The organism is Marinobacter vinifirmus (assembly GCF_002258215.1).
In the GTDB taxonomy this organism is placed as follows: Bacteria; Pseudomonadota; Gammaproteobacteria; order Pseudomonadales; family Oleiphilaceae; genus Marinobacter; species Marinobacter vinifirmus.
On the sequence record NZ_NEFY01000006.1, the window covers coordinates 14,910 to 37,030 of the forward strand.

Annotated in this window: 16 protein-coding genes and 1 tRNA gene; 14 read left to right on the top strand and 3 right to left on the bottom strand. The window is 59.0% G+C overall.

The window, feature by feature from the left end:
• Nucleotides 1–8 precede the first annotated feature (8 nt).
• Together B9Q17_RS09185 and B9Q17_RS09190 are read left to right on the top strand one after the other, a co-directional pair.
• Nucleotides 9–2,420 (top strand): Lon protease family protein, encoded by a 2,412-nt coding sequence (locus B9Q17_RS09185; protein WP_094625007.1) that lies wholly within the window; start codon nucleotides 9–11, stop codon nucleotides 2,418–2,420.
• Entirely contained in the window at nucleotides 2,398–3,261 is an 864-nt protein-coding gene (locus B9Q17_RS09190) for a universal stress protein (RefSeq protein WP_232901487.1), read from the top strand. The genes B9Q17_RS09185 and B9Q17_RS09190 overlap by 23 nt, the downstream gene beginning before the upstream one ends.
• Before the next feature lie 15 nt (nucleotides 3,262–3,276).
• Here the strand turns inward: B9Q17_RS09190 and ftsH are convergent, their stop codons facing one another.
• On the bottom strand, nucleotides 3,277–5,166 hold the full coding sequence (gene ftsH, locus B9Q17_RS09195) for an ATP-dependent zinc metalloprotease FtsH (RefSeq protein WP_094625009.1): 1,890 nt from the start codon (nucleotides 5,164–5,166) through the stop codon (nucleotides 3,277–3,279).
• 18 nt (nucleotides 5,167–5,184) lie between these two features.
• Nucleotides 5,185–6,945: a gamma-glutamyltransferase gene (gene ggt / locus B9Q17_RS09200; RefSeq protein WP_094625010.1), complete on the bottom strand. Its 1,761-nt coding sequence runs from the start codon at nucleotides 6,943–6,945 to the stop codon at nucleotides 5,185–5,187.
• 144 nt (nucleotides 6,946–7,089) lie between these two features.
• Between ggt and purU the strand changes: the two genes are divergently transcribed.
• From purU to pyrF, 12 genes are all read left to right on the top strand, one after another.
• Nucleotides 7,090–7,944, top strand: coding sequence for a formyltetrahydrofolate deformylase (gene purU, locus B9Q17_RS09205; RefSeq protein ID WP_022990017.1), 855 nt, complete (start codon nucleotides 7,090–7,092; stop codon nucleotides 7,942–7,944).
• A 126-nt stretch (nucleotides 7,945–8,070) separates the two neighbouring features.
• Entirely contained in the window at nucleotides 8,071–10,671 is a 2,601-nt protein-coding gene (gene gyrA / locus B9Q17_RS09210) for a DNA gyrase subunit A (RefSeq protein ID WP_022990018.1), read from the top strand.
• A complete protein-coding gene (gene serC, locus B9Q17_RS09215; RefSeq protein ID WP_094625011.1) occupies nucleotides 10,668–11,750 on the top strand; it encodes a 3-phosphoserine/phosphohydroxythreonine transaminase in 1,083 nt (360 codons plus the stop codon). The genes gyrA and serC overlap by 4 nt, the downstream gene beginning before the upstream one ends.
• 2 nt (nucleotides 11,751–11,752) lie before the next feature.
• On the top strand, nucleotides 11,753–12,850 hold the full coding sequence (pheA, locus tag B9Q17_RS09220; protein ID WP_094625012.1) for a prephenate dehydratase: 1,098 nt from the start codon (nucleotides 11,753–11,755) through the stop codon (nucleotides 12,848–12,850).
• Between the two features lie 32 nt (nucleotides 12,851–12,882).
• A complete protein-coding gene (gene hisC / locus B9Q17_RS09225) occupies nucleotides 12,883–14,007 on the top strand; it encodes a histidinol-phosphate transaminase (protein ID WP_094625013.1) in 1,125 nt (374 codons plus the stop codon).
• On the top strand, nucleotides 13,964–16,237 hold the full coding sequence (locus tag B9Q17_RS09230; protein ID WP_425268614.1) for a bifunctional prephenate dehydrogenase/3-phosphoshikimate 1-carboxyvinyltransferase: 2,274 nt from the start codon (nucleotides 13,964–13,966) through the stop codon (nucleotides 16,235–16,237). Before hisC ends, B9Q17_RS09230 begins: the two co-directional genes overlap by 44 nt.
• Nucleotides 16,237–16,917, top strand: coding sequence for a (d)CMP kinase (gene cmk, locus B9Q17_RS09235; RefSeq protein ID WP_022990023.1), 681 nt, complete (start codon nucleotides 16,237–16,239; stop codon nucleotides 16,915–16,917). Before B9Q17_RS09230 ends, cmk begins: the two co-directional genes overlap by 1 nt.
• A 130-nt stretch (nucleotides 16,918–17,047) precedes the next feature.
• Entirely contained in the window at nucleotides 17,048–18,739 is a 1,692-nt protein-coding gene (rpsA, locus tag B9Q17_RS09240) for a 30S ribosomal protein S1 (protein ID WP_022990024.1), read from the top strand.
• Between the two features lie 132 nt (nucleotides 18,740–18,871).
• On the top strand, nucleotides 18,872–19,168 hold the full coding sequence (locus tag B9Q17_RS09245; protein ID WP_022990025.1) for an integration host factor subunit beta: 297 nt from the start codon (nucleotides 18,872–18,874) through the stop codon (nucleotides 19,166–19,168).
• Between the two features lie 67 nt (nucleotides 19,169–19,235).
• Nucleotides 19,236–19,538: a LapA family protein gene (locus B9Q17_RS09250; protein ID WP_022990026.1), complete on the top strand. Its 303-nt coding sequence runs from the start codon at nucleotides 19,236–19,238 to the stop codon at nucleotides 19,536–19,538.
• The gene (gene lapB / locus B9Q17_RS09255; RefSeq protein WP_022990027.1) at nucleotides 19,538–20,707 is read left to right on the top strand and encodes a lipopolysaccharide assembly protein LapB; all 1,170 of its coding nucleotides are present in this window, start codon (nucleotides 19,538–19,540) and stop codon (nucleotides 20,705–20,707) included. The genes B9Q17_RS09250 and lapB overlap by 1 nt, the downstream gene beginning before the upstream one ends.
• A gap of 17 nt (nucleotides 20,708–20,724) precedes the next feature.
• The gene (gene pyrF, locus B9Q17_RS09260; protein ID WP_094625015.1) at nucleotides 20,725–21,450 is read left to right on the top strand and encodes an orotidine-5'-phosphate decarboxylase; all 726 of its coding nucleotides are present in this window, start codon (nucleotides 20,725–20,727) and stop codon (nucleotides 21,448–21,450) included.
• Nucleotides 21,451–21,981: 531 nt separating this feature from the next.
• On the opposite strand, the gene B9Q17_RS09265 is transcribed toward pyrF, so the two are convergent.
• Nucleotides 21,982–22,057: transfer RNA gene (locus tag B9Q17_RS09265), tRNA-Asn, on the bottom strand.
• Nucleotides 22,058–22,121: the final 64 nt, after the last annotated feature.

Here is a 22,121-nt window from a genome sequence, read left to right on the forward strand (position 1 = left end):
GAGCAAGAATGGCTGTACCTGCGGCGTTAACCGAGGACCAGATTTACCACCGCTGTCCGCCTGAAAAGCTGGATTTCGACACCACGGATGCACTGGAAGACCTGGAATTGCCGTTCGGGCAGGACCGGGTGCTCCGGGCACTGGAGTTCGGAGCCAGTATGGCCGCCAGTGGCTTCAACCTGTTTGTGCTGGGCCCCTCGGGCGCCGGCAAGCATGAACTGGTGAAGCGTTTTCTGGCCACCCACGCCGCAGGCAAGCCGGTGCCGTGTGACTGGTGCCATGTTTTTAACTTTCAGCAGTCAGACAAACCTGGCGCTATCGAGTTGCCGCCGGGCGAGGGTCGCAAGTTCAAAAGCGACATGAACGACCTGGCCAACGAGCTGAAAACGGCTATTCCCGCTACCTTCGAGAGCGAGGAATACCAGGCCCGGATTCAGGAGCTTCAGGAAGAGGTCACCCGGCGGCAGCAAAAAGGCCTGTTTGCCATCCAGGAAGAGGCAAACGCCAACAATATTGCCATGATCACCACGCCGGCCGGCTTTACCTTTGCGCCCATGCGCAATGGCGAAGTCATCGAGCCCGAGGAATACAAGAAATTCTCTGATGAAGAGAAGGAGCTTGTCGAAGCCAAGGTGGAAGACCTGCAGAAGAAGCTGCAGCAGGCGATTCAGCAGGTTCCCCGGTTGCGCAAGGAAGTGCGGGAACGGATACATCAGCTCAATGAAGAGATGGTGCAGCTCACGCTTGGCGGCCCCATTGGCGAACTGCGTGAGAAATGGAGCCATGTTCCGGCGGTGGTCGCCCACCTGGATTCGGTGCGGGAAGACGTGGTGGAGCACGCTGAGGCCTTCCAGGATAACGAGAACGGTGCGCCTGCCGGGTTGCTGAACCGGTATCGGGTGAACCTGCTGGTCGACAATGCAGAAACCCGGGGCGCACCGGTGGTCTATGAAGACCTGCCCAACCATCAACACCTGACCGGGCAGATCGAACACCGGGCCCACCAGGGCAACCTGTACACAGATTTCACCCTGATCCGTGCCGGCTCTTTGCACCGGGCTAATGGTGGTTACCTGATCCTGGATGCCCGCCGCATCCTCACCCAGCCACTGGCCTGGGAGAGCCTGAAGCGGATTCTGTTCTCCGGTGAAATCCGCATTGAGTCGCTGGAGCGTTTGTATGGCCTGGCGACCACCGTCAGCCAGCAGCCGGAGCCGATCCCCCTGAACGTGAAGGTGGTTCTGGTGGGTGACCGGATGTTGTATTACCTGTTGTCCCACTACGACCCGGATTTCCTGGACCTGTTCAAGGTGGAAGCCGATTTTGAAGACGACCTGGACCGGGACGACCAGAGCTATCCCCTGTATGCCCGGGTGATTGCCACCATGGCGCCGTCGTCCGGCATCCGTGCGCTGGACCGTGCGGCCGTTGCCCGGGTAATCGAGCATGCGAGCCGGCTGGCCAGTGACCAGAAAAAGCTCACCGCCCATGACCGCGTGCTGAAAGACTTGCTCAGCGAGGCCGACCACTGGGCATCCCAGGCTGGTAGTGCCCGCATTGAAGTGGTTCACGTGCAGCAGGCCATTGATGAGCGGGAATACCGTGCCAGCCGTATCCGTGAGCGCAGCCTGGAGCAGATTCGCCGGGGCGTGATGATGATTGCCACCGAAGGCGAACAGGCAGCACAGATCAATGGCTTGTCGGTTCTGCAGATTGGCGCTACCCGCTTCGGCCAGCCCACCCGCATAACCGCGACGGCCCGCCCCGGCAAAGGCCAGGTGGTGGATATCGAGCGGGAAGCCAAGCTTGGCGGACCCATTCACAGCAAGGCGGTGATGATCCTGTCCCGCTTCCTGGCCAACCGCTATGCGCCTCTGGGCGAGTTGTCGTTGTCGGCCAGCCTGGCTTTTGAGCAGTCCTACGGGGGCGTGGAAGGGGATTCGGCGTCGGTGGCGGAAACCTGCGTGTTGCTGTCGGCGATTACCGGCGTTCCCCTGAAGCAATCTCTGGCCGTGACCGGTTCCATGAACCAGCACGGCGAGGTTCAGGCCGTGGGCGGTGTAAACGAAAAAATCGAAGGCTTCTTCAATGTGTGCACACAAGCCAGGGGCGTGAATGGTCATGGCGCCCTGTTGCCGGCCAGCAACGTGGAACACCTGATGCTCAATGAACAGGTTCGTGACGCCGTGCGGGAAGGACGGTTCACTATCTATCCGCTCAGCCACATCGACCAGGCCATTGAGCTGATGACCGGTATGGAAGCCGGTGTTCCCGATGCTGATGGCGTTTACCCGGAGAACACGTTCAACCGGCTGGTGGCGGATCGGCTGGCGGAGTTTGCCGAAGTTGGCAAGAAGAAAGGCGACGGCAAGGAGAACGGCAACGGAGGCAATGGCAATGGCAACAACAGCGACGACTGACAAACCGGACGCACCAGCGGGCCGGGTATTGATCTTGCTGGATGGCTCGCGCCTGAGCCTTGCCGCGCTGGAAGCCGCCGCAGAGATTGCTTCGGCCCGTAATGCAGAGGTTCTGGGCATCTTTGTGGAAGAAGTTAACCTGCTGCGCACGGCGGGGTACGGCTTTGCCCGGGAAGTGGGCGGCAGTTCCGGCCTGGCCCGCCCGTTGGATTCAGCTGCAATCGAGGCCCGCATGCAGGCACTGGCCGAGGCGGCCCGCCGTTCATTACAACAGGCGATGGCTCGTCGCGGCCTGGCCCAGACCCTGAAGCTGTGCCGGGGCCGTGTAGCGGAAGAGGTTCTGAACCTGGTGCAGCCGCAAGACCTGGTGGTGTTGGGTCGGGTTGGCTGGTCCGGTATTCCCGGAGCCCGCCTGGGTTCAACGGCCCGGGTTCTGCTTCGGCAGGCGCCGGGCGATGTGCTTCTGTGGGCGGAGCCCCGAGTGCAGCGCCAGAACCGCGTGGTGGTTCTGCTCAACCATGACCAGGGCGCCAATCACCGGGCAGTGCTTGTGGGGGCCGAGCTGGCGCGGCGCAGTCATCAACCGTTGAGCGTGTTACTGCGTACCGGTTCCGAGATAGATCAGTCGGTAGCCGAAGATATCCTGGCGTACCTGCAGAGTGAGGGCATTGCGGCGCGGGTTCGGCAGATACCGGCCGCCAGTGCCGGTGCTGCCGTGCGGGCCATGCAGGAGGAGGGGGCCAGCCAGCTGGTGGTCAGCCGCAGCTGCAGCCTGTTCGCCGATCAGGGCGCGGAAGCCCTGTTGTCGGCCCTGAACCTGCCGGTTACGGTAACGCCCTGACCGGATGTGCGGCGCTCAGGCAATCTTGCGATTGCCGGCGTCGTTCAGTACCTGTTCGATTTCCTCGGATTCCATGGTTTCCCGCTCCATCACCGCCTTGGCCAGGGCATCCAGTTCTTTGCGGTGCTCAGTCAGAAAGGCGACGGTAAAACGCTCCAGGTCCATCAGCTGGGTCTGGATTTCGGAATCGATCATTTCGGCAAGCTTTTCGCTGTATTCCCGGGGTGCGCCCATTTCGCGGCCGAGGAATACATGCTCTTCACCAATGCCAAGCCCCAGGGGCCCCACCTTTTCGCTCATACCCCACTGGCCGATCATCCGGCGCAACAGTTTGGTGGCTTCTTTCAGGTCGTTCTGGGCACCGGTGCTGACTTCCCCGTAAATGATTTTCTCCGCAGAGCGGCCACCCAGCATCACTTTGATGCGATCCCGAAGGTAGCTTTCGGTGTAGTTGTATTTGTCTTCCCGGGGAGTCTGTTCAGTAACGCCCATGGCCATGCCGTGGGGGATGATGGTCACCTTGGTAAGCGGGTCGGCTTTGGGCATGTAATACGCCATCAGCGCGTGGCCACATTCGTGGTAGGCCACCACTTCACGTTCCTCCGGGGTCAGCTGGGAGTCCCGCTCTTCGCCCAGGATGATTCTGTCGCGGGCTACTTCGAAGCAGTGCGCGGTGACCTCATCCCGGTTTTCCCGGGCTGCGGTCAGGGCCGCTTCGTTCACCAGGTTCTTAAGATCCGCGCCGGAAAATCCGGTGGTGCGGGCGGCCAGTTGTGCCAGGTTTACGTCGCCGGCCAGGGGCACTTTGCGCACGTGGACTTTCAGGATGGCTTCCCGGGCATCTTTGTGGGGGCGGTCCAGGGTTATTTTCCGGTCAAACCGGCCGGGGCGCAGCAGGGCGCTGTCGAGCACATCCGGACGGTTGGTCGCTGCCAGCACCAGGACGTTCTCGTGGGCCTCGAAACCGTCCATTTCGGTCAGGATCTGATTCAGGGTCTGCTCCCGCTCATCATGGCCACCACCGAGGCCTGCACCCCGGGAGCGGCCGATGGCATCCAGTTCGTCGATAAAGATCAGGGCAGGGGCTTCCTTGCGGGCATTCTGGAACATATCCCGCACCCGGGCGGCACCCACGCCCACGAACATTTCGATGAATTCCGAGGCACTGATGCTGAAAAACGGCACTTCGGCTTCACCGGCAATGGCCCGGGCCAGCAGGGTTTTACCGGTGCCCGGCGGGCCCACCAGCAATACGCCCTTGGGCATAACGGCGCCCAGCCGGCGGTATTTCTCCGGGGTTTTCAGGAAGTCGATAATCTCGGAGATGTCCCGCTTGGCCGACTCGATGCCGGCTACGTCATCCAGCGTGGTGGTGGAGGTTTCCTTGCGGGCCCTGCGGGCCTTTGACTTGGCATAGTCGAAGGGGCTGTTGCCGCCGGTCATGCGTTTCTGGGCCGCGCCCCAGAACCAGAACATCAGCGCCAGCAGCAATATCCAGGGCAGGAACCCGAGAATCAGCTCCTGCCACCAGGGCCTGCCAGAGCGGGCTCCGCGAATGGTGACTTCCTGCCGTTCCAGCAAGGCCAGCAGCTCCGTGTCTTCAACCGGCGGGCGCACGGTGTTAAAGCTGCGCGACGCCGGGCCGGTATCAGAGCTGAACTGGCTGCTGCCGGAGTCTGTAAACTGGCCACGGATTTCCTCGTTCTGCAGAGTCACTTCCGAGACCTGGCCACTCAACACGGCTTCCTTGAACTCCGAGTAGGCCAGTTCCTGTTGTTGCGGCTGGCCGCTGTCCTGTAGCCACAGAAACATCAGGAAGATGGCCGCGCTTAACCATAAAAATGACAACTGGTTAGGTACGGCCGGTGGTGGCGTCTGGTCTTGTCCTTGCTTTTCAGGTTCCATTACTACGTTCCTGTCTGATTAGAAGCCCATGGCGGATGAAGTGCTTCGCCTGGGGTCGGCGCCGCCAAACAGGGTGCCGTCTTCGCCGATCATGATGCTCTGAATGGCGCCCATGGCGGTACTGGTACTCACCACATGGCCCCGGGACTCAAGCAATTCGATAGTGTCCTGGCTGATGCCCTGTTCGATGCGAATCTCATCCGGCAGCCACTGATGGTGCATGCGGGGGGCGCTGACGGCACTCTGTATGTTCATATTATGGTCGATCACATTCATCACTACCTGCAAGGTGGTGGTGATAATACGAGAGCCGCCCGGGCTGCCGGTGACCAGAACATTCTTGCCGTCTTTACGCACGATAGTGGGCGACATGGAGCTGAGCATACGCTTGCCTGGTTCAATCTTGTTGGCTTCGCCACCAATCAGGCCGTAGGCGTTGGCGGCGCCTGGCTTGGCGCTGAAGTCGTCCATTTCATTGTTCAGCAAAAAGCCTGCGCCGGCCACGGTGATGCCGGAGCCGTAGCTGAAATTGATGGTGTAGGTGTTGGATACGGCATTGCCCCAACGGTCCACCACCGAGAAGTGGGTGGTTTCCGGGCTTTCAAATACCGCGGGCTGGCCGGGCTTGATCTCGAGGGACGGGCGGGCCTTGTCCGGGGCAATGCCTTTGCGCAGTTCTGCGGCGTAGTCTTTGCTCGTCAGCCCGGCCAGGGGCACCTCCACAAAGTCGGTGTCGCCCAGGTATTCGGCCCGGTCGGCGTAGGCCAGCTTCATGGCTTCGGCCATGTGGTGCAGGGTGTTGGCGGAATTGTGCCCCCATTCGCCAATGGGGAAGTGTTCAAGAATATTCAGGATCTGGACGATGTGGGTGCCGCCAGAAGAGGGCGGTGACATGGAGAAAATATCGTACCCCCGGTAGTTCCCCTGTACCGGCTGGCGGACCGCAGGCTGATAGCTGGCCAGGTCCTCCAGGGTAATCAGCCCGTCGCCGCGCTGCATTTCTTCCACGATCAGCCGGGCGGTTTCGCCCCGGTAAAAGCCCTCGATGCCCTGATCAGCAATGCGTTGAAGGGTAGCGGCCAGCTCCGGTTGCCTGAACGTTTCCCCCGGCTGCGGTGCGGAGCCGTCTTCCTTATAGAAGGTATCGCGGGTGGCGGGCCAGCGTTGCAGGCGATCCCGGGCCTGTTCCAGCCCCTCGGTAAACCGGTGTGGCACTACAAAGCCGTCCCTGGCCAGGCGAATGGCCGGCGCCAGGGCTTCTTTCAGCGACAGGGTGCCATGGCGTTCAAGGGCCATGGCCAGGCCAGCCACGGTGCCGGGAACGCCCGCGGCTTTATGGCTGAACCGGCTGCGCTCGTTCACCACATTGCCGTCTTCATCCTGGAACATGGTTTCGGTGGCGGCCGCCGGCGCGGTTTCCCGGTAGTCAATGGCTTCCGGTGCGGAGCCATCGCCCGGCGCGTAGAGCAGGAAGCCGCCACCACCGATGTTGCCGGAGCGGGGCTGGGTGACAGCCAGGGCAAAGCCGGCGGTTACCGCAGCGTCTACGGCGTTACCGCTGTTCTTGAGAACCTGCAGGGCCACTTCCGACGCCAGTGTGTGGCTGGTGGCCACCATGCCCTGGGTGCCTTGAACGGGATGAAAGCGCTCGCCTTCCAGAATGGCCTGGTTACTGGCTGCCGCAGCAGTGGTTGCAACTGCGAACAAGCTGGCGGCTGTAAGGCGCCACAGGCCCCTCAGAGGGATTTTCTTTAAAAGGCTGTGGTTGAGTCTGTCCATGCGCTCACTCCTCGTTTCTGGCTTTCAGATAGGCTATCATAGCCGGTCATTTTTAACGGTGCGTTCCGATCGTTTGCCGCAAACTTTGTTTTGCCGGTTCCCCGTCGCACCCGCTTTCCCGGATTCAAGTTAAGGAAAGGCTTCATGGAGCATACCTATCGTCTTGTTATTTCCTGCCCGGACCGGGTAGGAATTGTTGCCAAGGTGAGTAATTTCCTGTCCACCTACAATGGCTGGATTACCGAGGCGAGCCACCACTCAGATACCCAGTCCGGCTGGTTCTTCATGCGGCACGAGATCAAGGCCGAATCGATTCCGTTCGGGCTGGACCAGTTCCGCGCAGCCTTCGAGCCGATTGCCCGCGAGTTCAACATGAACTGGCACATTGCCGATTCTGCCCGCCCCAAGCGGGTGATCCTGATGTGCAGCAAGGAATCCCACTGCCTGGCCGACCTGTTGCACCGCTGGCACAGCAAGGAACTCAACTGCGAAATCGTGGCGGTTATCTCGAACCACGATGACCTGCGCCGGATGGTGGAATGGCATGACATTCCCTACCACCACGTGCCGGTGAGCAAGGAAAACAAGGCCGAAGCCTTTGCCCACATTGAAGAGCTGTTCGCACAGTACGAAACCGATGTGGTGGTTCTGGCCCGTTACATGCAAATCCTGCCGGCTGCCCTGTGTGAAAAGTATGCGGGCAAGGTGATCAATATCCACCACAGCTTCCTGCCGTCTTTCGCTGGTGCCCGGCCATACCACCAGGCTTACAGCCGTGGTGTGAAGCTGATTGGAGCTACCTGCCACTACGTAACCCAGGATCTTGATGAAGGCCCGATCATCGAGCAGGACGTTATTCGCATCAGCCATCGCGACTCCATCGAAGACATGGTTCGCCTTGGTAAGGACGTTGAGAAGAACGTACTGGCCCGCGGGCTCCGGTCGCATGTTGAAGACCGCGTGATTACCTATGAAAACAAGACCGTAGTGTTTGATTAAGGCTTTACCACAGTTGCCCCGGCGAGGGGTGGACTGTGGTATGCTTGGCGGCTTGTTGAAGAATAAATGTGGGTGCGGAAAAAGGCCCCGTAACGACTTCCAGATAACGCAAAGGAACCTTTCTCGATGGGTGAGTTAGCCAAAGAGATCCTGCCGGTCAATATTGAAGACGAATTGAAACAGTCCTACCTCGATTACGCCATGAGCGTTATCGTTGGCCGGGCCCTGCCGGATGTGCGCGACGGCCTCAAGCCGGTGCACCGGCGGGTTCTGTTCGCCATGTCCGAGCTGGGTAACGACTGGAACAAGGCGTACAAGAAGTCTGCCCGTGTGGTGGGTGACGTTATCGGTAAATACCACCCCCATGGCGACTCTGCGGTATACGACACCATCGTTCGTATGGCTCAGCCGTTTTCGCTGCGCTACCCGCTGGTTGATGGCCAGGGTAACTTCGGTTCCATCGACGGCGACAACGCGGCCGCCATGCGTTACACCGAAATCCGCATGGAGAAGATGGCGCACTCGCTGCTGGCGGACCTGGAAAAGGAAACGGTCGACTACGTAGACAACTACGACGGCACCGAGCGTATTCCGGAAGTCCTGCCCACCCGCGTACCGAACCTGCTGGTGAACGGCTCCTCCGGTATCGCCGTGGGTATGGCCACCAACATTCCGCCCCACAACCTGACCGAAGTTGTTAACGGCTGCCTGGCGCTGATTGATAACCCGGACCTGACCATCGATGAACTGATGGAATACATTCCGGGCCCGGATTTCCCGACCCAGGGCATCATTAACGGCCGTGCAGGCATTGTCGAGGCCTATCGCACCGGCCGTGGTCGTATTTACATTCGTGCCCGTCACGAGATCGAGCACGACAACAAGACCAACCGCGATGCGATCATCATCACCGAGCTGCCTTACCAGCTGAACAAGGCGAAGCTGATCGAAAAGATCGCCGAACTGGTCAAGGAAAAACGCCTTGAGGGCATTACCGAGCTGCGTGACGAGTCCAACAAGGAAGGTATCCGGGTTGTTATCGAACTGCGCCGTGGTGAAAACCCGGAAGTGGTGGTGAACAACCTGTTCGCCCACACCCAGCTGCAGACAGTGTTCGGCATCAATATGGTTGCGCTGCTGAACGGCGAGCCGAAGATCCTGAACCTGAAGCAGATGCTCGACGCCTTTGTGCGCCACCGTCGCGAAGTGGTTACCCGTCGGACCATCTATGAGCTGCGCAAGGCCCGTGAGCGTGGTCACATCCTGGAAGGCCTGACCGTAGCCCTGGCTAACATCGACGAGATGATCGAGCTGATCAAGGCTTCGCCGAGTTCTGTTGAAGCCAAGGAAAAGCTGATGTCCAAGGGCTGGGCGCCCGGCGACGTTCTGGCCATGCTGGAACGTGCTGGTGAAGATGCCTGCCGCCCGGATGACCTGCCGGAATTCTACGGCCTGCGTGATGGCCTGTACTACCTGTCACCGGAGCAGACCCAGGCGATCCTGGATATGCGCCTGCACCGCCTGACCGGCCTGGAAACCGAAAAGCTCCAGAACGAGTACAAAGAAATCCTCGAGAAGATTGCCGGCCTGCTGGAAATCCTGGGTGATCCGGACCGCCTGATGCAGGTTATCCGTGAAGAGCTGGAAGCTGTGGTGTCCGAGTTTGGTGACGAGCGCCGTACCGAAATCACCAGTTCCCAGCGTGACCTGACCATCGCAGACCTCATTGACGAAGAAGACCTGGTGGTCACCATTTCCCACAGTGGTTATGCCAAGACCCAGGCGGTTGAAGATTACCAGGCCCAGCGCCGTGGTGGTCGCGGTAAGGCTGCCACCTCGATGAAAGACGAAGACTTTATTGAGAAGCTGCTGGTCGCTAACTCCCACGATACCATTCTGTGCTTCTCCGACCGCGGTAAGGTGTACTGGCTGCGGGTATTCGAGATTCCCCGTGGCAGCCGTGGTTCCCGTGGTCGCCCGATGGTCAATATCCTGCCGCTGGACGAAGGTGAGCGTATTACCACCTTCCTGCCGGTGCGTGATTATCCGGAAGACCAGTTTGTGCTGATGGCTACTTCTGCCGGTGTGGTCAAGAAGACCCCGCTGCCGAACTTCTCCCGTCCGCGCAGCAGTGGCCTGATTGCCCTGAACCTGGACGAAGGCGATACCCTGATTGGTGCAGCCATCACTGACGGTTCCGCCGAGGTAATGCTGTTCTCTACCGCCGGCAAAGCGGTGCGGTTCCGCGAGGACCAGGTGCGGCCCATGAGCCGGACTGCCCGTGGTGTGCGCGGTATCAAGATGCCGGAAGGCCACCATGTGGTGTCGCTGATTATTCCGCAGGACGGTGGCGTAATTCTCACCGCCAGTGAACACGGCTACGGTAAGCGTACCGCCATCGACGAATTCCCGGCCTACAGCCGTGGCAGTCAGGGCGTTATCGCCATGCAGTGCTCCGAGCGTAACGGCAACCTGGTAACCGCTTTGCAGCTGTTCGAAGGCGACGAGATGATGCTGATTTCGGACAAGGGCACGCTGGTGCGTACCCGTACCGATGAGGTTTCTGTACTCAGCCGGAACACCCAGGGTGTTCGCCTGATTCGCCTGGCGCAGGAAGACGAGCGCCTGGTGGGAGTTGAGCGGATTGCAGAATCTGACGATGCCGATGCGGAAGATACCGACGCGGGCGTTGACGTAGACGTTGAAGGCGAGGAAACCGAAGAATGAGCAGGGCGTTTAATTTCTGTGCGGGTCCGGCCACCTTGCCGGAGGCTGTGCTGAAGCAGGCTCAGAGCGAAATGCTCGACTGGCGCGGCACCGGCATGTCGGTGATGGAGATGAGTCACCGCAGTGACGAGTTTGTGGCGATTGCCGAAACGGCTGAAAAAGACCTTCGGGAACTTGCAGGAATATCAGACGATTACGCCGTACTCTTCATGCAGGGTGGAGCTTCCAGCCAGTTCTCTACCATCCCGCTGAACCTGCTCGCTGAAAAGACCTCTGCCGATTATGTGAACACCGGTATCTGGTCCAAGAAAGCCATTGCAGAAGCCAGCCGCTACGGCAACGTGAATGTGGTGGCCAGCTCTGAAGAGAGCGGTTTTACCACCATTCCGGACCAGGCGGTATGGACTACGAATGCCGATGCGGCGTACCTGCATTACACGCCGAACGAAACCATTGGTGGCCTGGAATACGATTTCATTCCGGACAGCGGCAAGTTGCCGCTGGTGGCGGACATGTCTTCCACCATGCTGTCGCGCCCTGTAGACATCAACAAGTTCGGGCTGATTTACGCCGGCGCCCAGAAGAACATCGGGCCGTCTGGCCTGGTGGTTGTGATTATCCGCAAGGACCTCCTGGGCAAGGCCCGCAAGGAAACGCCAACGATGATGAACTATCAGGTCATCGCCGATAACGATTCCATGTACAACACGCCGGCGACCTATTCCTGGTACCTGTCCGGCCTGGTGTTCAAGTGGCTGAAAGAGCAGGGTGGCGTGAAGGCGATGGGCGAGTTGAATGCCCGCAAGGCGAAGAAGCTGTACGACTTCATCGACACCAACGATTTCTATGCCAACCCGATCGAACCGCGTTTCCGTTCCTGGATGAACGTGCCGTTCACCCTGGCGGACGATGCTCTCAACGGCGAGTTCCTGAAGGGTGCTGAAGCCCGGCACCTGCTGAACCTGCAGGGCCACCGTTCGGTCGGTGGCATGCGAGCCAGCATCTACAACGCCATGCCGGAAGAGGGTGTGGATGCGTTGATTGCCTACATGGCGGAATTTGCGAAGGAGCGGGGCTGATCATGACGGACGAGAAGACCCGTCTGGGTGAGCTGCGGGATGAAATAGACAGCCTTGATCAGCAGATCATGCAGCTGATCAGTGCCCGCGCCAAATGCGCCCAGGAAGTGGCTAACGTGAAGATGGCAGCCAATCCGGGGCAGGATGTGTTCTTCTACCGTCCGGAGCGGGAAGCCCAGGTTCTGCGCCGCATCAAGGAGCAGAACCCGGGGCCTTTGCCGGCGGAAGAGATGGCCCGCCTGTTCCGGGAAATCATGTCGGCCTGCCTGGCCCTGGAAAAGCCGATGCACATCGCGTTCCTGGGCCCCCTGGGTACCTTCACCCAGGCTGCGGCGCTCAAGCATTTTGGCCATTCCGTGATCAGTGTTCCGCTGCCGGCTATTGATGCCGTGTTCCGTGAAGTGGAATCTGGCGCGGCTCAATACGGCGTGGTGCCGGTGGAGAACTCCACCGAAGGCATGGTTAACCACACGCTGGATATGTTTATTGGCTCATCGCTGAAAATCTGCGGTGAGGTGCAGTTGCGGATTCACCATCATTTGCTGGTCTCGCCCAAGCACAAAGACCAGGAAATCACCCGGATTTATTCCCACCAGCAGTCCTTTGCCCAGTGCCGCCAGTGGCTGGATACCCATCGTTACGGCATTGAACGGATTACCGTCTCAAGCAACGCAGAAGCGGCCCGCCGTGCGGCTGAAGAGCCGGGCACTGCCGCGATTGCCGGTGATATGGCGGCAGAGCTGTACGGGCTGGAAAAGCTTTCCAACAGTATTGAAGACCGGCCGGACAACACCACCCGCTTCCTGATTATCGGCCAGGAAGAGGTGCCTGCCAGCGGCCAGGATAAGTCATCAGTGCTGGTGTCTATGCGGAACAAGCCGGGTGCGCTTTACGCCGTGCTGGAGCCCTTCCATCGCCACGGCATCAGTCTGACCCGTATTGAAACCCGTCCGTCGCCCAGTGGCACCTGGGCCTATGTGTTCTACATCGATTTCGAAGGGCATATGGACGACGAACAGGTTAAAAAAGTACTCGCTGAAATTGATCAGGAAGCTGTGGAGCTCAAACGCCTGGGCTCATACCCCATTGGTGTTCTTTAAGATTTCACAGACCGGAACCGGAGGAAAGTTGAATGGCAGTGGATTACCAGAGTCTTGCGGTGAAAGGTGTTCAGGCTCTGTCTCCGTATCAGCCGGGCAAGCCCATTGAGGAGCTGGCTCGTGAGCTGGGATTGAACCCCGCGGAGATTGTTAAACTGGCCAGCAACGAGAATCCCCTGGGGCCCAGTGACAAGGCAATGGCTGCCGCCCGTAAGGCGCTGGAAGAGATGTGCCTGTACCCGGACGGCAACGGTTTTGACCTGAAGCAGGCGCTTTCGAAGCGTTTTGGCGTGGGCATGAACCAGATCACGCTGGGCAACGGCTCCAACGATGTGCTGGAAGTGATCGCCCGCTGCTTTGCTGACAGCGACAGCGAAGTGGTGTTCTCCCAGTATGCCTTTGCCGTTTACCCCATTGTCACCCAGGCCATCGGGGCCAAGGGCGTTTCAGTACCTGCCAGGGATTGGGGCCATGACCTGGACGCCATGGCCGCTGCTGTAACAGACCGCACCAAGCTGGTGTTCGTAGCCAACCCGAATAATCCCACCGGAACCGTGCATGAAGCTGACGCCATTGAAGCGTTCCTGGATCGCATTCCGGAGCGGGTGCTGGTGGTTCTGGACGAAGCCTACTGCGAGTATCTGACCGGCGATGAATACCCGGACGGCACCAAGCTGCTGGCGCGATTCCCGAACCTGATCGTCTGCCGCACCTTCTCCAAGGCCTGGGGGCTGGCTGCTCTGAGGGTTGGCTATGCCATCAGCTCGCCGGAAATTGCCGATATTCTCAACCGCGTACGCCAACCGTTTAACGTAGACACCGTCGCCCTGGCGGCTGCCACCGCGGTCCTGGAAGACGAAGCCTATCTGAACCGTTCCCGGGAAGTGAACGAAGCCGGGCTGCGCCAGCTGTGCGAAGGCTTTGACCGGATGGGCCTGCCTTACATTCCCTCCGCCGGCAATTTCGTGGCGGTAGAAGTGGGCGAGCAGGCGGCCGGTGTGTACCAGGCTTTGCTGGCGCACGGGGTTATTGTGCGCCCGGTAGCCGGCTATGGCATGCCGTGTCACCTTCGGGTTTCTGTGGGCCTGCCGGAAGAGATCGATCGTTTTCTGGATGCTCTTGCCGAGGCACTGGTATCAGCGGGTGAGGGAGGCTGATTTGGCAGCACCTGAGCCTGTTTTCCGTCGTGTTGCCGTTATAGGCCTGGGCCTGATCGGCGGTTCACTGGCCAGCGCAATGCGCAAGTACCGGCTGGCCGGTACCGTAGTGGGATTCGACCGCAAAGCGGAAGATGCGGCTTTGGGGGTTGAACTCGGCGTTATTGACGAGGCCGCTGGAAGTCTTGAGCAGGCGGTGCAGGGCAGTGACCTTATCGTGCTGGCGGTTCCGGTTCGGGCCACCCGTGCTGTGCTCGAGCAGATTCAGCCGTTTCTTGCAGAAGATGCCGTGCTGACCGACGTCGGAAGCACCAAGTCGAGCTTTATTGCGGATGTGGAGGCGGTGTTCGGCACCTTGCCCGCAAATGTTATTCCCGGGCATCCCATTGCCGGCTCCGAGAAGAGCGGTATTCGCGCGGCTAATCCGGAATTGTTCGCCCACCATAAAGTCATCCTGACGCCGGCCGATAGCGCGATTCCTTCAGGTGTCAGCAGGCTCACGGCACTGTGGGAAGGCACCGGAGCCACGGTGCTGACCATGTCTGTGGCCTATCATGACGAAGTGCTGGCGGCTACCAGCCATTTGCCGCACCTGATCGCTTTCTCGCTGGTGGACACGCTGGCGGGTGAAGACGAGAATATGGACATCTTCCGGTACGCGGCCGGCGGTTTCCGGGACTTTACCCGGATTGCCGCCAGCGATCCGGTCATGTGGCACGACATTTTCCTGTCAAACCGCGATGCTGTGCTGCGGGTGATTGACCACTTTACCCAGGACCTCGACCAGCTTCGGTCTGCCATCGCCGCCGGTGATGGCGCTACGCTGCTTCGGGTATTCAGTCGCGCCAAGGCGGCGCGTGAACATTTTTCCAAGATGCTTTCAGGGCAGGCTTACGTGACGAATAACAGTGACAAGCAGGTGACTTTCCTAATGCAACCCGGCGGTTCTGTCCGGGGTGATATCCGGGTGCCGGGTGACAAGTCCATGTCTCACCGCTCCATCATGCTGGGTGCCCTGGCTGAGGGAATTACCGAGGTTAAGGGTTTCCTGGAAGGCGAAGACAGCCTGGCGACTTTGCAGGCGTTCCGGGATATGGGTGTAACGATTGAAGGCCCGGAAGACGGGTTTGTCCGCATCCACGGTGTTGGCATGAACGGCCTGCAGGCGCCTCGGGGCCCGCTGTATCTGGGCAATTCCGGTACTGCGATGCGTTTGTTTGCCGGCCTGCTGGCTGCGCAGCCGTTTGACTCCGAACTGTCCGGGGATACCAGTCTGTCCAAGCGCCCAATGGGCCGAGTAGCCGACCCGTTGCGCGCCATGGGTGCGGTGATTGATACCGCAGAAGGTGGGCGTCCGCCCCTGAAGATCCGGGGCGGGCAGCACCTCACTGGTATTCACTACGACATGCCGGTGGCCAGTGCCCAGGTGAAGTCGTGCCTGTTGCTGGCAGGGCTGTACGCCGAAGGTGTGACCTCCGTAACCGAGCCAGCTCCTACCCGCGACCATACTGAGCGCATGCTGCAGGGTTTCGGCTACCACGTGCATCATGATGGCGCCACTGCCAGCGTTACCGGCGGTGGCAAGCTGACTGGCGGTGCAATCGATGTGCCGGCGGATATTTCCTCGGCAGCGTTCTTCCTGGTGGCGGCAAGTATTGCCCCGGATTCCGACCTGACCCTGCGCCATGTCGGTATGAACCCGACCCGTGTTGGTGTGATCAATATTCTGCGCCAGATGGGCGCGGATATTGAGGTGCTGGAAGAGCGGGTGATTGGTGGCGAGCCGGTGGCTGACTTGCGGGTTCGCTCCGCGAGCCTGAAGGGTATTGATATCCCGGAAGACCAGGTGCCGCTGGCCATTGACGAGTTCCCTGTGCTGTTCATTGCTGCCGCCTGTGCCGAGGGTCGCACCGTGCTGCGCGGCGCCGAGGAATTGCGGGTGAAGGAAAGCGACCGTATTCAGGTGATGGCTGACGGCCTCGCCGCTCTGGGCGTGGAAACCACGGTAACGCCGGATGGCATCATTATTGACGGCGGCCAGACAATAGGTGGCGGCACCATCGAAAGCCATGAAGATCACCGGATTTCCATGTCGTTTGCCGTTGCATCGTTGCGGGCTAACGGCCCGATCCGTATCAACGATTGTGCGAACGTGGCTACCTCGTTCCCGGGCTTCGTTGAGCTGGCAAAGCAGACAGGAATTCAGATCAGTACAGAAGGTGTTCAGTAATGACCCAGACCAAGGCTCCGGTAATCGCCGTTGATGGCCCGGGCGGTTCCGGCAAAGGCACCATCACCCAGATGCTGGCCAGGAAACTGGGCTGGCACCTGCTGGACAGTGGCGCGCTCTACCGCCTGACTGCCCTGGCGGCAACCCGGCAGGGCGTTGCTCTGGACGATGAAGCCGGGCTGGTGAAAGTGGCGGCGACCCTGGATGTGGCGTTCGAGCCGACCGGGGAAGGGCACCCGGTTAAAGTGGTTCTGGCCGGCGAGGATGTCACCTCGGAAATCCGTACCGAAACCTGTGGTGATAACGCCTCGAAGGTTGCGGTTATGCAGCCGGTTCGCGATGCCCTGCTGCAGCGGCAACGGGATTTTCGCCAGTTACCGGGCCTGGTGGCAGACGGCCGTGATATGGGAACCGTGGTGTTCCCGGACGCGCCGGTCAAGATCTTCCTGACCGCCAGCGCCGAAGAACGGGCCAGGCGACGCTACAACCAGTTGATGCAAGCGGGTGTCGATGTTAATATTGACGCCCTTTTGGAAGAGATACGGGTACGTGACGAGCGGGATATGAACCGTTCAGCGGCCCCTCTCAAGCCTGCAGATGATGCGCAAGTCATTGATTCTACGGGTTTGAGTATAGAAGAGGTGTTAGACAGGTGTATGGCCGCAGCAGGTCAGGCCTGACTACACCTTTTTGTCGTTAGAATGCCGGAAGCAGCGCAAATTGCCAGCCGCTGGCTGATTCCGGAAATCACTAACAGACCGTGTTGCTGGCGGCACGGAGCACACTTGCGTTGATCATATAGGGCACATAATGAGCGAGAGCTTTGCGGATCTTTTCGAAGAAAGTTTGAAAGAAATCGATATGCAACCGGGTTCCATTGTTCAGGGAACCGTTGTAGACGTCGATAACGACTGGGTCACCGTTAACGCCGGACTGAAGTCCGAAGGCGTTATCCCCGCCTCCCAGTTCCTGAACGAAAAAGGCGAGTTGGAAGTAGCTGTCGGCGACGTTGTCGATGTGGCTCTCGATGCAGTTGAAGACGGTTTCGGTGAAACCCGTCTGTCCCGTGAGAAGGCCAAGCGCGCTGAAGCATGGAAGGTGCTCGAGAAGTCCTTCGAAGCTGAAGAAGTTGTTAAGGGTATCATCAACGGTAAGGTCAAGGGTGGTTTCACTGTTGATCTGGCTGGCATCCGTGCCTTCCTGCCGGGTTCCCTGGTAGACGTTCGTCCGGTTCGCGACACTGCGCACCTGGAGAACAAAGAACTCGAGTTCAAGGTTATCAAGCTGGACCAGAAGCGTAACAACGTGGTTGTTTCCCGCCGCGCCGTTCTGGAAGCTGAAAACAGCGAGCAGCGTGAAGCTCTGCTGGAAACCCTGACCGAAGGTCTGGAAATCAAGGGTATCGTCAAGAACCTGACCGACTACGGCGCGTTCGTAGATCTGGGCGGTGTTGACGGCCTGCTGCACATCACTGATATGGCCTGGAAGCGCATCAAGCATCCGAGCGAAATCGTGAATGTGGGCGACGAAATCAATGTTAAGGTCCTGAAGTTTGATCGCGAGCGTAACCGCGTATCCCTGGGCCTGAAGCAGCTGGGCGAAGATCCGTGGGTCGACATCAAAGGTCGTTACCCGGAAAGCTCCAAGGTTACTGCACGCGTAACCAACCTGACTGACTACGGCTGCTTTGCCGAGCTGGAAGAAGGTGTGGAAGGTCTGGTTCACGTATCCGAAATGGATTGGACCAACAAGAACATCCACCCGTCCAAGGTTGTTCAGGTAGGTGACGAAGTTGAAGTGATGATCCTGGATATCGACGAAGAGCGTCGTCGTATCTCCCTGGGTATCAAGCAGTGCGTATCCAACCCGTGGGAAGACTTCTCCAGCAACTTCAACAAGGGTGACCGCATCTCCGGTAAGATCAAGTCAATCACTGACTTCGGTATCTTCATCGGTCTGGATGGCGGCATCGACGGCCTGGTTCACCTGTCCGATATCAGCTGGAACGAGACTGGCGAAGAAGCCGTTCGCGAGTACAAGAAGGGCGACGAAGTTGAAACCGTTATCCTGTCTGTTGATCCCGAGCGTGAGCGTATCTCCCTGGGCATCAAGCAGCTGGAAAGCGATCCGTTTGCCGAGTTCGTTCAGCTGAACGACAAGGGCTCCATCGTTAAGGGTACTGTTTCTGCAGTTGACGCCAAAGGCGCCACCATTGCCCTGAACGAAGAAGTTGAAGCGGTACTGAAGGCTTCCGAAATCAGCCGTGACCGCGTAGAAGACGCGCGTAACGTTCTGAAGGAAGGCGAAGAAGTTGAAGCGAAGATCATCAGCATTGATCGCAAGAACCGCGTCATCAACCTGTCTGTTAAGTCCAAAGACGTAGAGGACGACAAGCAGGCCCTGGAAAATGTACGCAGCAAGGCTGCTGAGTCCTCAGGTGCCACCACTATCGGTGACCTGATCAAGGAACAGATGCAGCAGCAGAACGCCAACAAGGAATAAAATTCCGATTGGTGTCAAAAAAACGGGCTCTAAGAGCCCGTTTTTTTTGTGTTTTTTTCTGGTTTGGCTAAACTAGAGGCATAGGAATCCGGTAAGTGACCACGGAATAATAACGACAGAGGGAAACGCCTCATGACGAAGTCCGAACTGGTAGAACTGATTGCCTCGAAGCAGACTCAGCTCTCCGTCAAGGATGTTGAGCTCGCGGTTAAAACGGTCATCGAGCATATGTCCCAGGCTCTTGCTGATGGTCAAAGAATTGAAATCCGGGGGTTTGGTAGTTTTTCCCTGCATCACCGGGAAGCCCGCACCGGTCGCAACCCGAAAACCGGGGAAGCGGTTCAATTGCCTGCCAAGTTTGTGCCCCACTTCAAGCCTGGTAAAGAGTTGCGTGAGCAGGTGAACGACAGTCTGAAAAAAGGCTTCTGAACCACGCCCGCACTGATCAAAGGACACCGTAGCATCGGGCGATTTGCCCGTCTGGAGCGCAAACGACATGGCTGGACTGCAGAAGATCCTTATCACCGTTCTGGTTCTGCTTCTTATATTGTTGGCGCTGGTGTTTTCGCTCAACAACCAGATGGCGGTCTCGCTTAATTTCCTGTTGTTTGAGACCCAGCCTCACGGTGTGGCAGTCTGGATTATCATGTCCTTTGTGATTGGCGCGCTGATTGGCGTGCTGATTACCATGCTCGGAACTTTCCGCACCTCGGTATCCCGCCGTAACCTTCAAAAACGACTTGATCGTGCCGAGCAGGCACTTGAAAAATCCAGGGCCGAAAACGACCGGACGCTGTAATGGATATGGTGTTTAACTGGCTGCTTCTGACAGTAGCGGTTGCCGCCGGCTGGGTCGTTGGCCGCTACAGTAAGCAGCGCCATCGTTCCCGCAAGAGCATTGATAACGAAGATTCGGTTCGGGATCGTCTGCAGTTTCTCTTTACCAACTATTCTGACCAGGCGGTCGAAAACTTCGTGCAGTCCCTGGCTGTTAACCGGGATACCGTCAGCCTTCATCTCTCTATTGGCAGCCACTTCCGCAACAAGGGCGAAACCGACCGGGCGATTCTGATACACCAGAACCTGCTTGCCCGTCCGGAGCTGCCGGCACGCTACACCCCCCAGGTTACCTTTGAACTGGCCATGGATTACCTGAACGCCGGTCTCCTTGACCGGGCCGAGGCGCTGTTTCACCAGTTAATGGGCGATCGCGAGTACGGCCGCCGGGCTGCCCGGGAGCTCATCGAGCTGTACCAGCAGGAACGGGAATGGGAGAAAGCCGCCCAGGTGGCCCAGACGCTGACCCGCTCCGATGCTGACCCCGCCATGTTCAAGACACTGGCCTACATAACCTGCGAACTGTCCGATGCGGCTCTGAACAAAGACGACCGCTGGACATCCCAGAAGCTGGCCAAGGAAGCCCTCGATTACGATCGCTCCTGTGTCAGAGCGACCCTTCTGCTGATGAAAATGCAGATACGCCAGGGCAACTATCGGGAGGCCGGCAATCAAAGCCTGAAAGTATTCGAGCAGAATCCGGACTTTGGCCCGGAAGCCGTGGACCGTCTGATGAAATTAGAGCGGGAGCATGGCGACGTAGGCCGGTTGGCGAAGAAACTGCGCAAACTCTACGAGCAATATCCCGGCACCAGTTTGCTGCTGGCGCTGGTAGAATCCGTCGAGCGCTCGGCAGGGCGCCCGGCAGCGATCGACCTGCTGCGCCAGGAGCTGGAACTCCGGCCCTCCGTTCGCGGCTTGCTGCGCCTGGTTGAAATTGCCGGATATGAAAAGGGCATGACCACCGATGAAGGCCGGTTGGTAAGCCGGATAGGGCACCTGATCCTCGCCAACCGGCCAGTATACCGCTGCGTAAGCTGCGGTTTCTCCGGCCAGCAACTGCACTGGTTGTGCCCGAGCTGCAAGCAATGGGAAACCGTCAGGCCCATTCAGGGCGTCGAAGCGGAATAACGAACTTAATTTACCGAATGCGGAACTCTACTGTGCAAATCCTTAACGACCCGAAAATCATCGTCGCCCTGGACTTTCCGTCCCAAGACCCCGCGCTGGCCCTCGCTGACCAGCTGGACCCGGCCAAGTGCCGCCTGAAAGTCGGCAAGGAACTGTTCACCCGCTCCGGCCCGGAACTGGTCAAGTCGCTGCAGGGCAGGGGCTTTGACGTGTTCCTGGACCTGAAATTCCACGACATCCCCAACACCACTTCTGCCGCCGTTGCTGCGGCAGCCGACCTGGGCGTCTGGATGGTGAACGTGCACGCCTCCGGCGGCGAAAAGATGATGGTGGCCTGCCGCGAGCGCTTGGAGTCCTTTGGTGCTGACAAGCCCTTGCTGATTGCCGTTACCGTGCTCACCAGCATGTCTGACGCCGACCTCGCCGGCATCGGCATCACCGACTCCGCAGAAGCCCAGGTATCCCGCCTGGCAGCCCTCACCAGGAACTGCGGCCTGGATGGCGTCGTCTGCTCCGCTCAGGAGGCCCCGCGCCTGAAAGCTGAGCAGGGTGCCGACTTCCAGCTAATCACCCCGGGAATCCGCCCCCTGACTGCCGACAAAGGCGACCAGCAACGCATCATGACCCCAACCGATGCCCTCAAAGCCGGCTCCGACTACCTCGTCATCGGCCGCCCGATTACCCAGGCATCTGACCCCCTGGCTGCCTTGGAGGCCATTCACGCTGAGGTGGTGTCAGTCTAACTTTGGTTAAAGCGCCCACTCCGCACCTAGCCTGCCGGGTTCGCGGGTAGGGCGCGGATGGGTGTCCCTCCCGAAAACCGCTCCTTACGGCACATCCCTGTGGCGCTTCTCTCCGGCCATCCATGGCCTCCGAAATTTTCGGGAGGGACACCCATCCGCTCCCTTCTGGCAAATGCGGGCATAGTCGTTAAGAGATCCAAGTGGTCTTGCTTGTTATTTGCGGTGTTAGGGGTGGGGACCTCACTACACTGTTCCGGGCTTTTGGCTGCCTATACTGGCAGTGTCCAAATGGCGGGGTGGGGAAGACCTTTCCGAAAATTTGCGGAGCCATGGATGGCGGAGCAGAAGCGCCACAGGGATGTGCCGTAAGGAGCGGTTTTCGGAAAGGTCTTCCCCACCTCGCCATACTCCAGGCCCCGCAGGCTAGGGCCAGAACCAGACAATGCCACCATTAGCCCCAGGAAGAAAACCATAAACGAGGCATAACAAAAAAGCCCGCTAATTCAGAGAACTAGCGGGCTTTCGAAATAGTGGCTCCCCGACCTGGGCTCGAACCAGGGACAAACGGATTAACAGTCCGTTGCTCTACCAACTGAGCTATCGGGGAACGTCGTCATGTGACGAGGCGCGTATATTAAGTTGGCTATACCGCCTCGTCAACCCCCTGACTA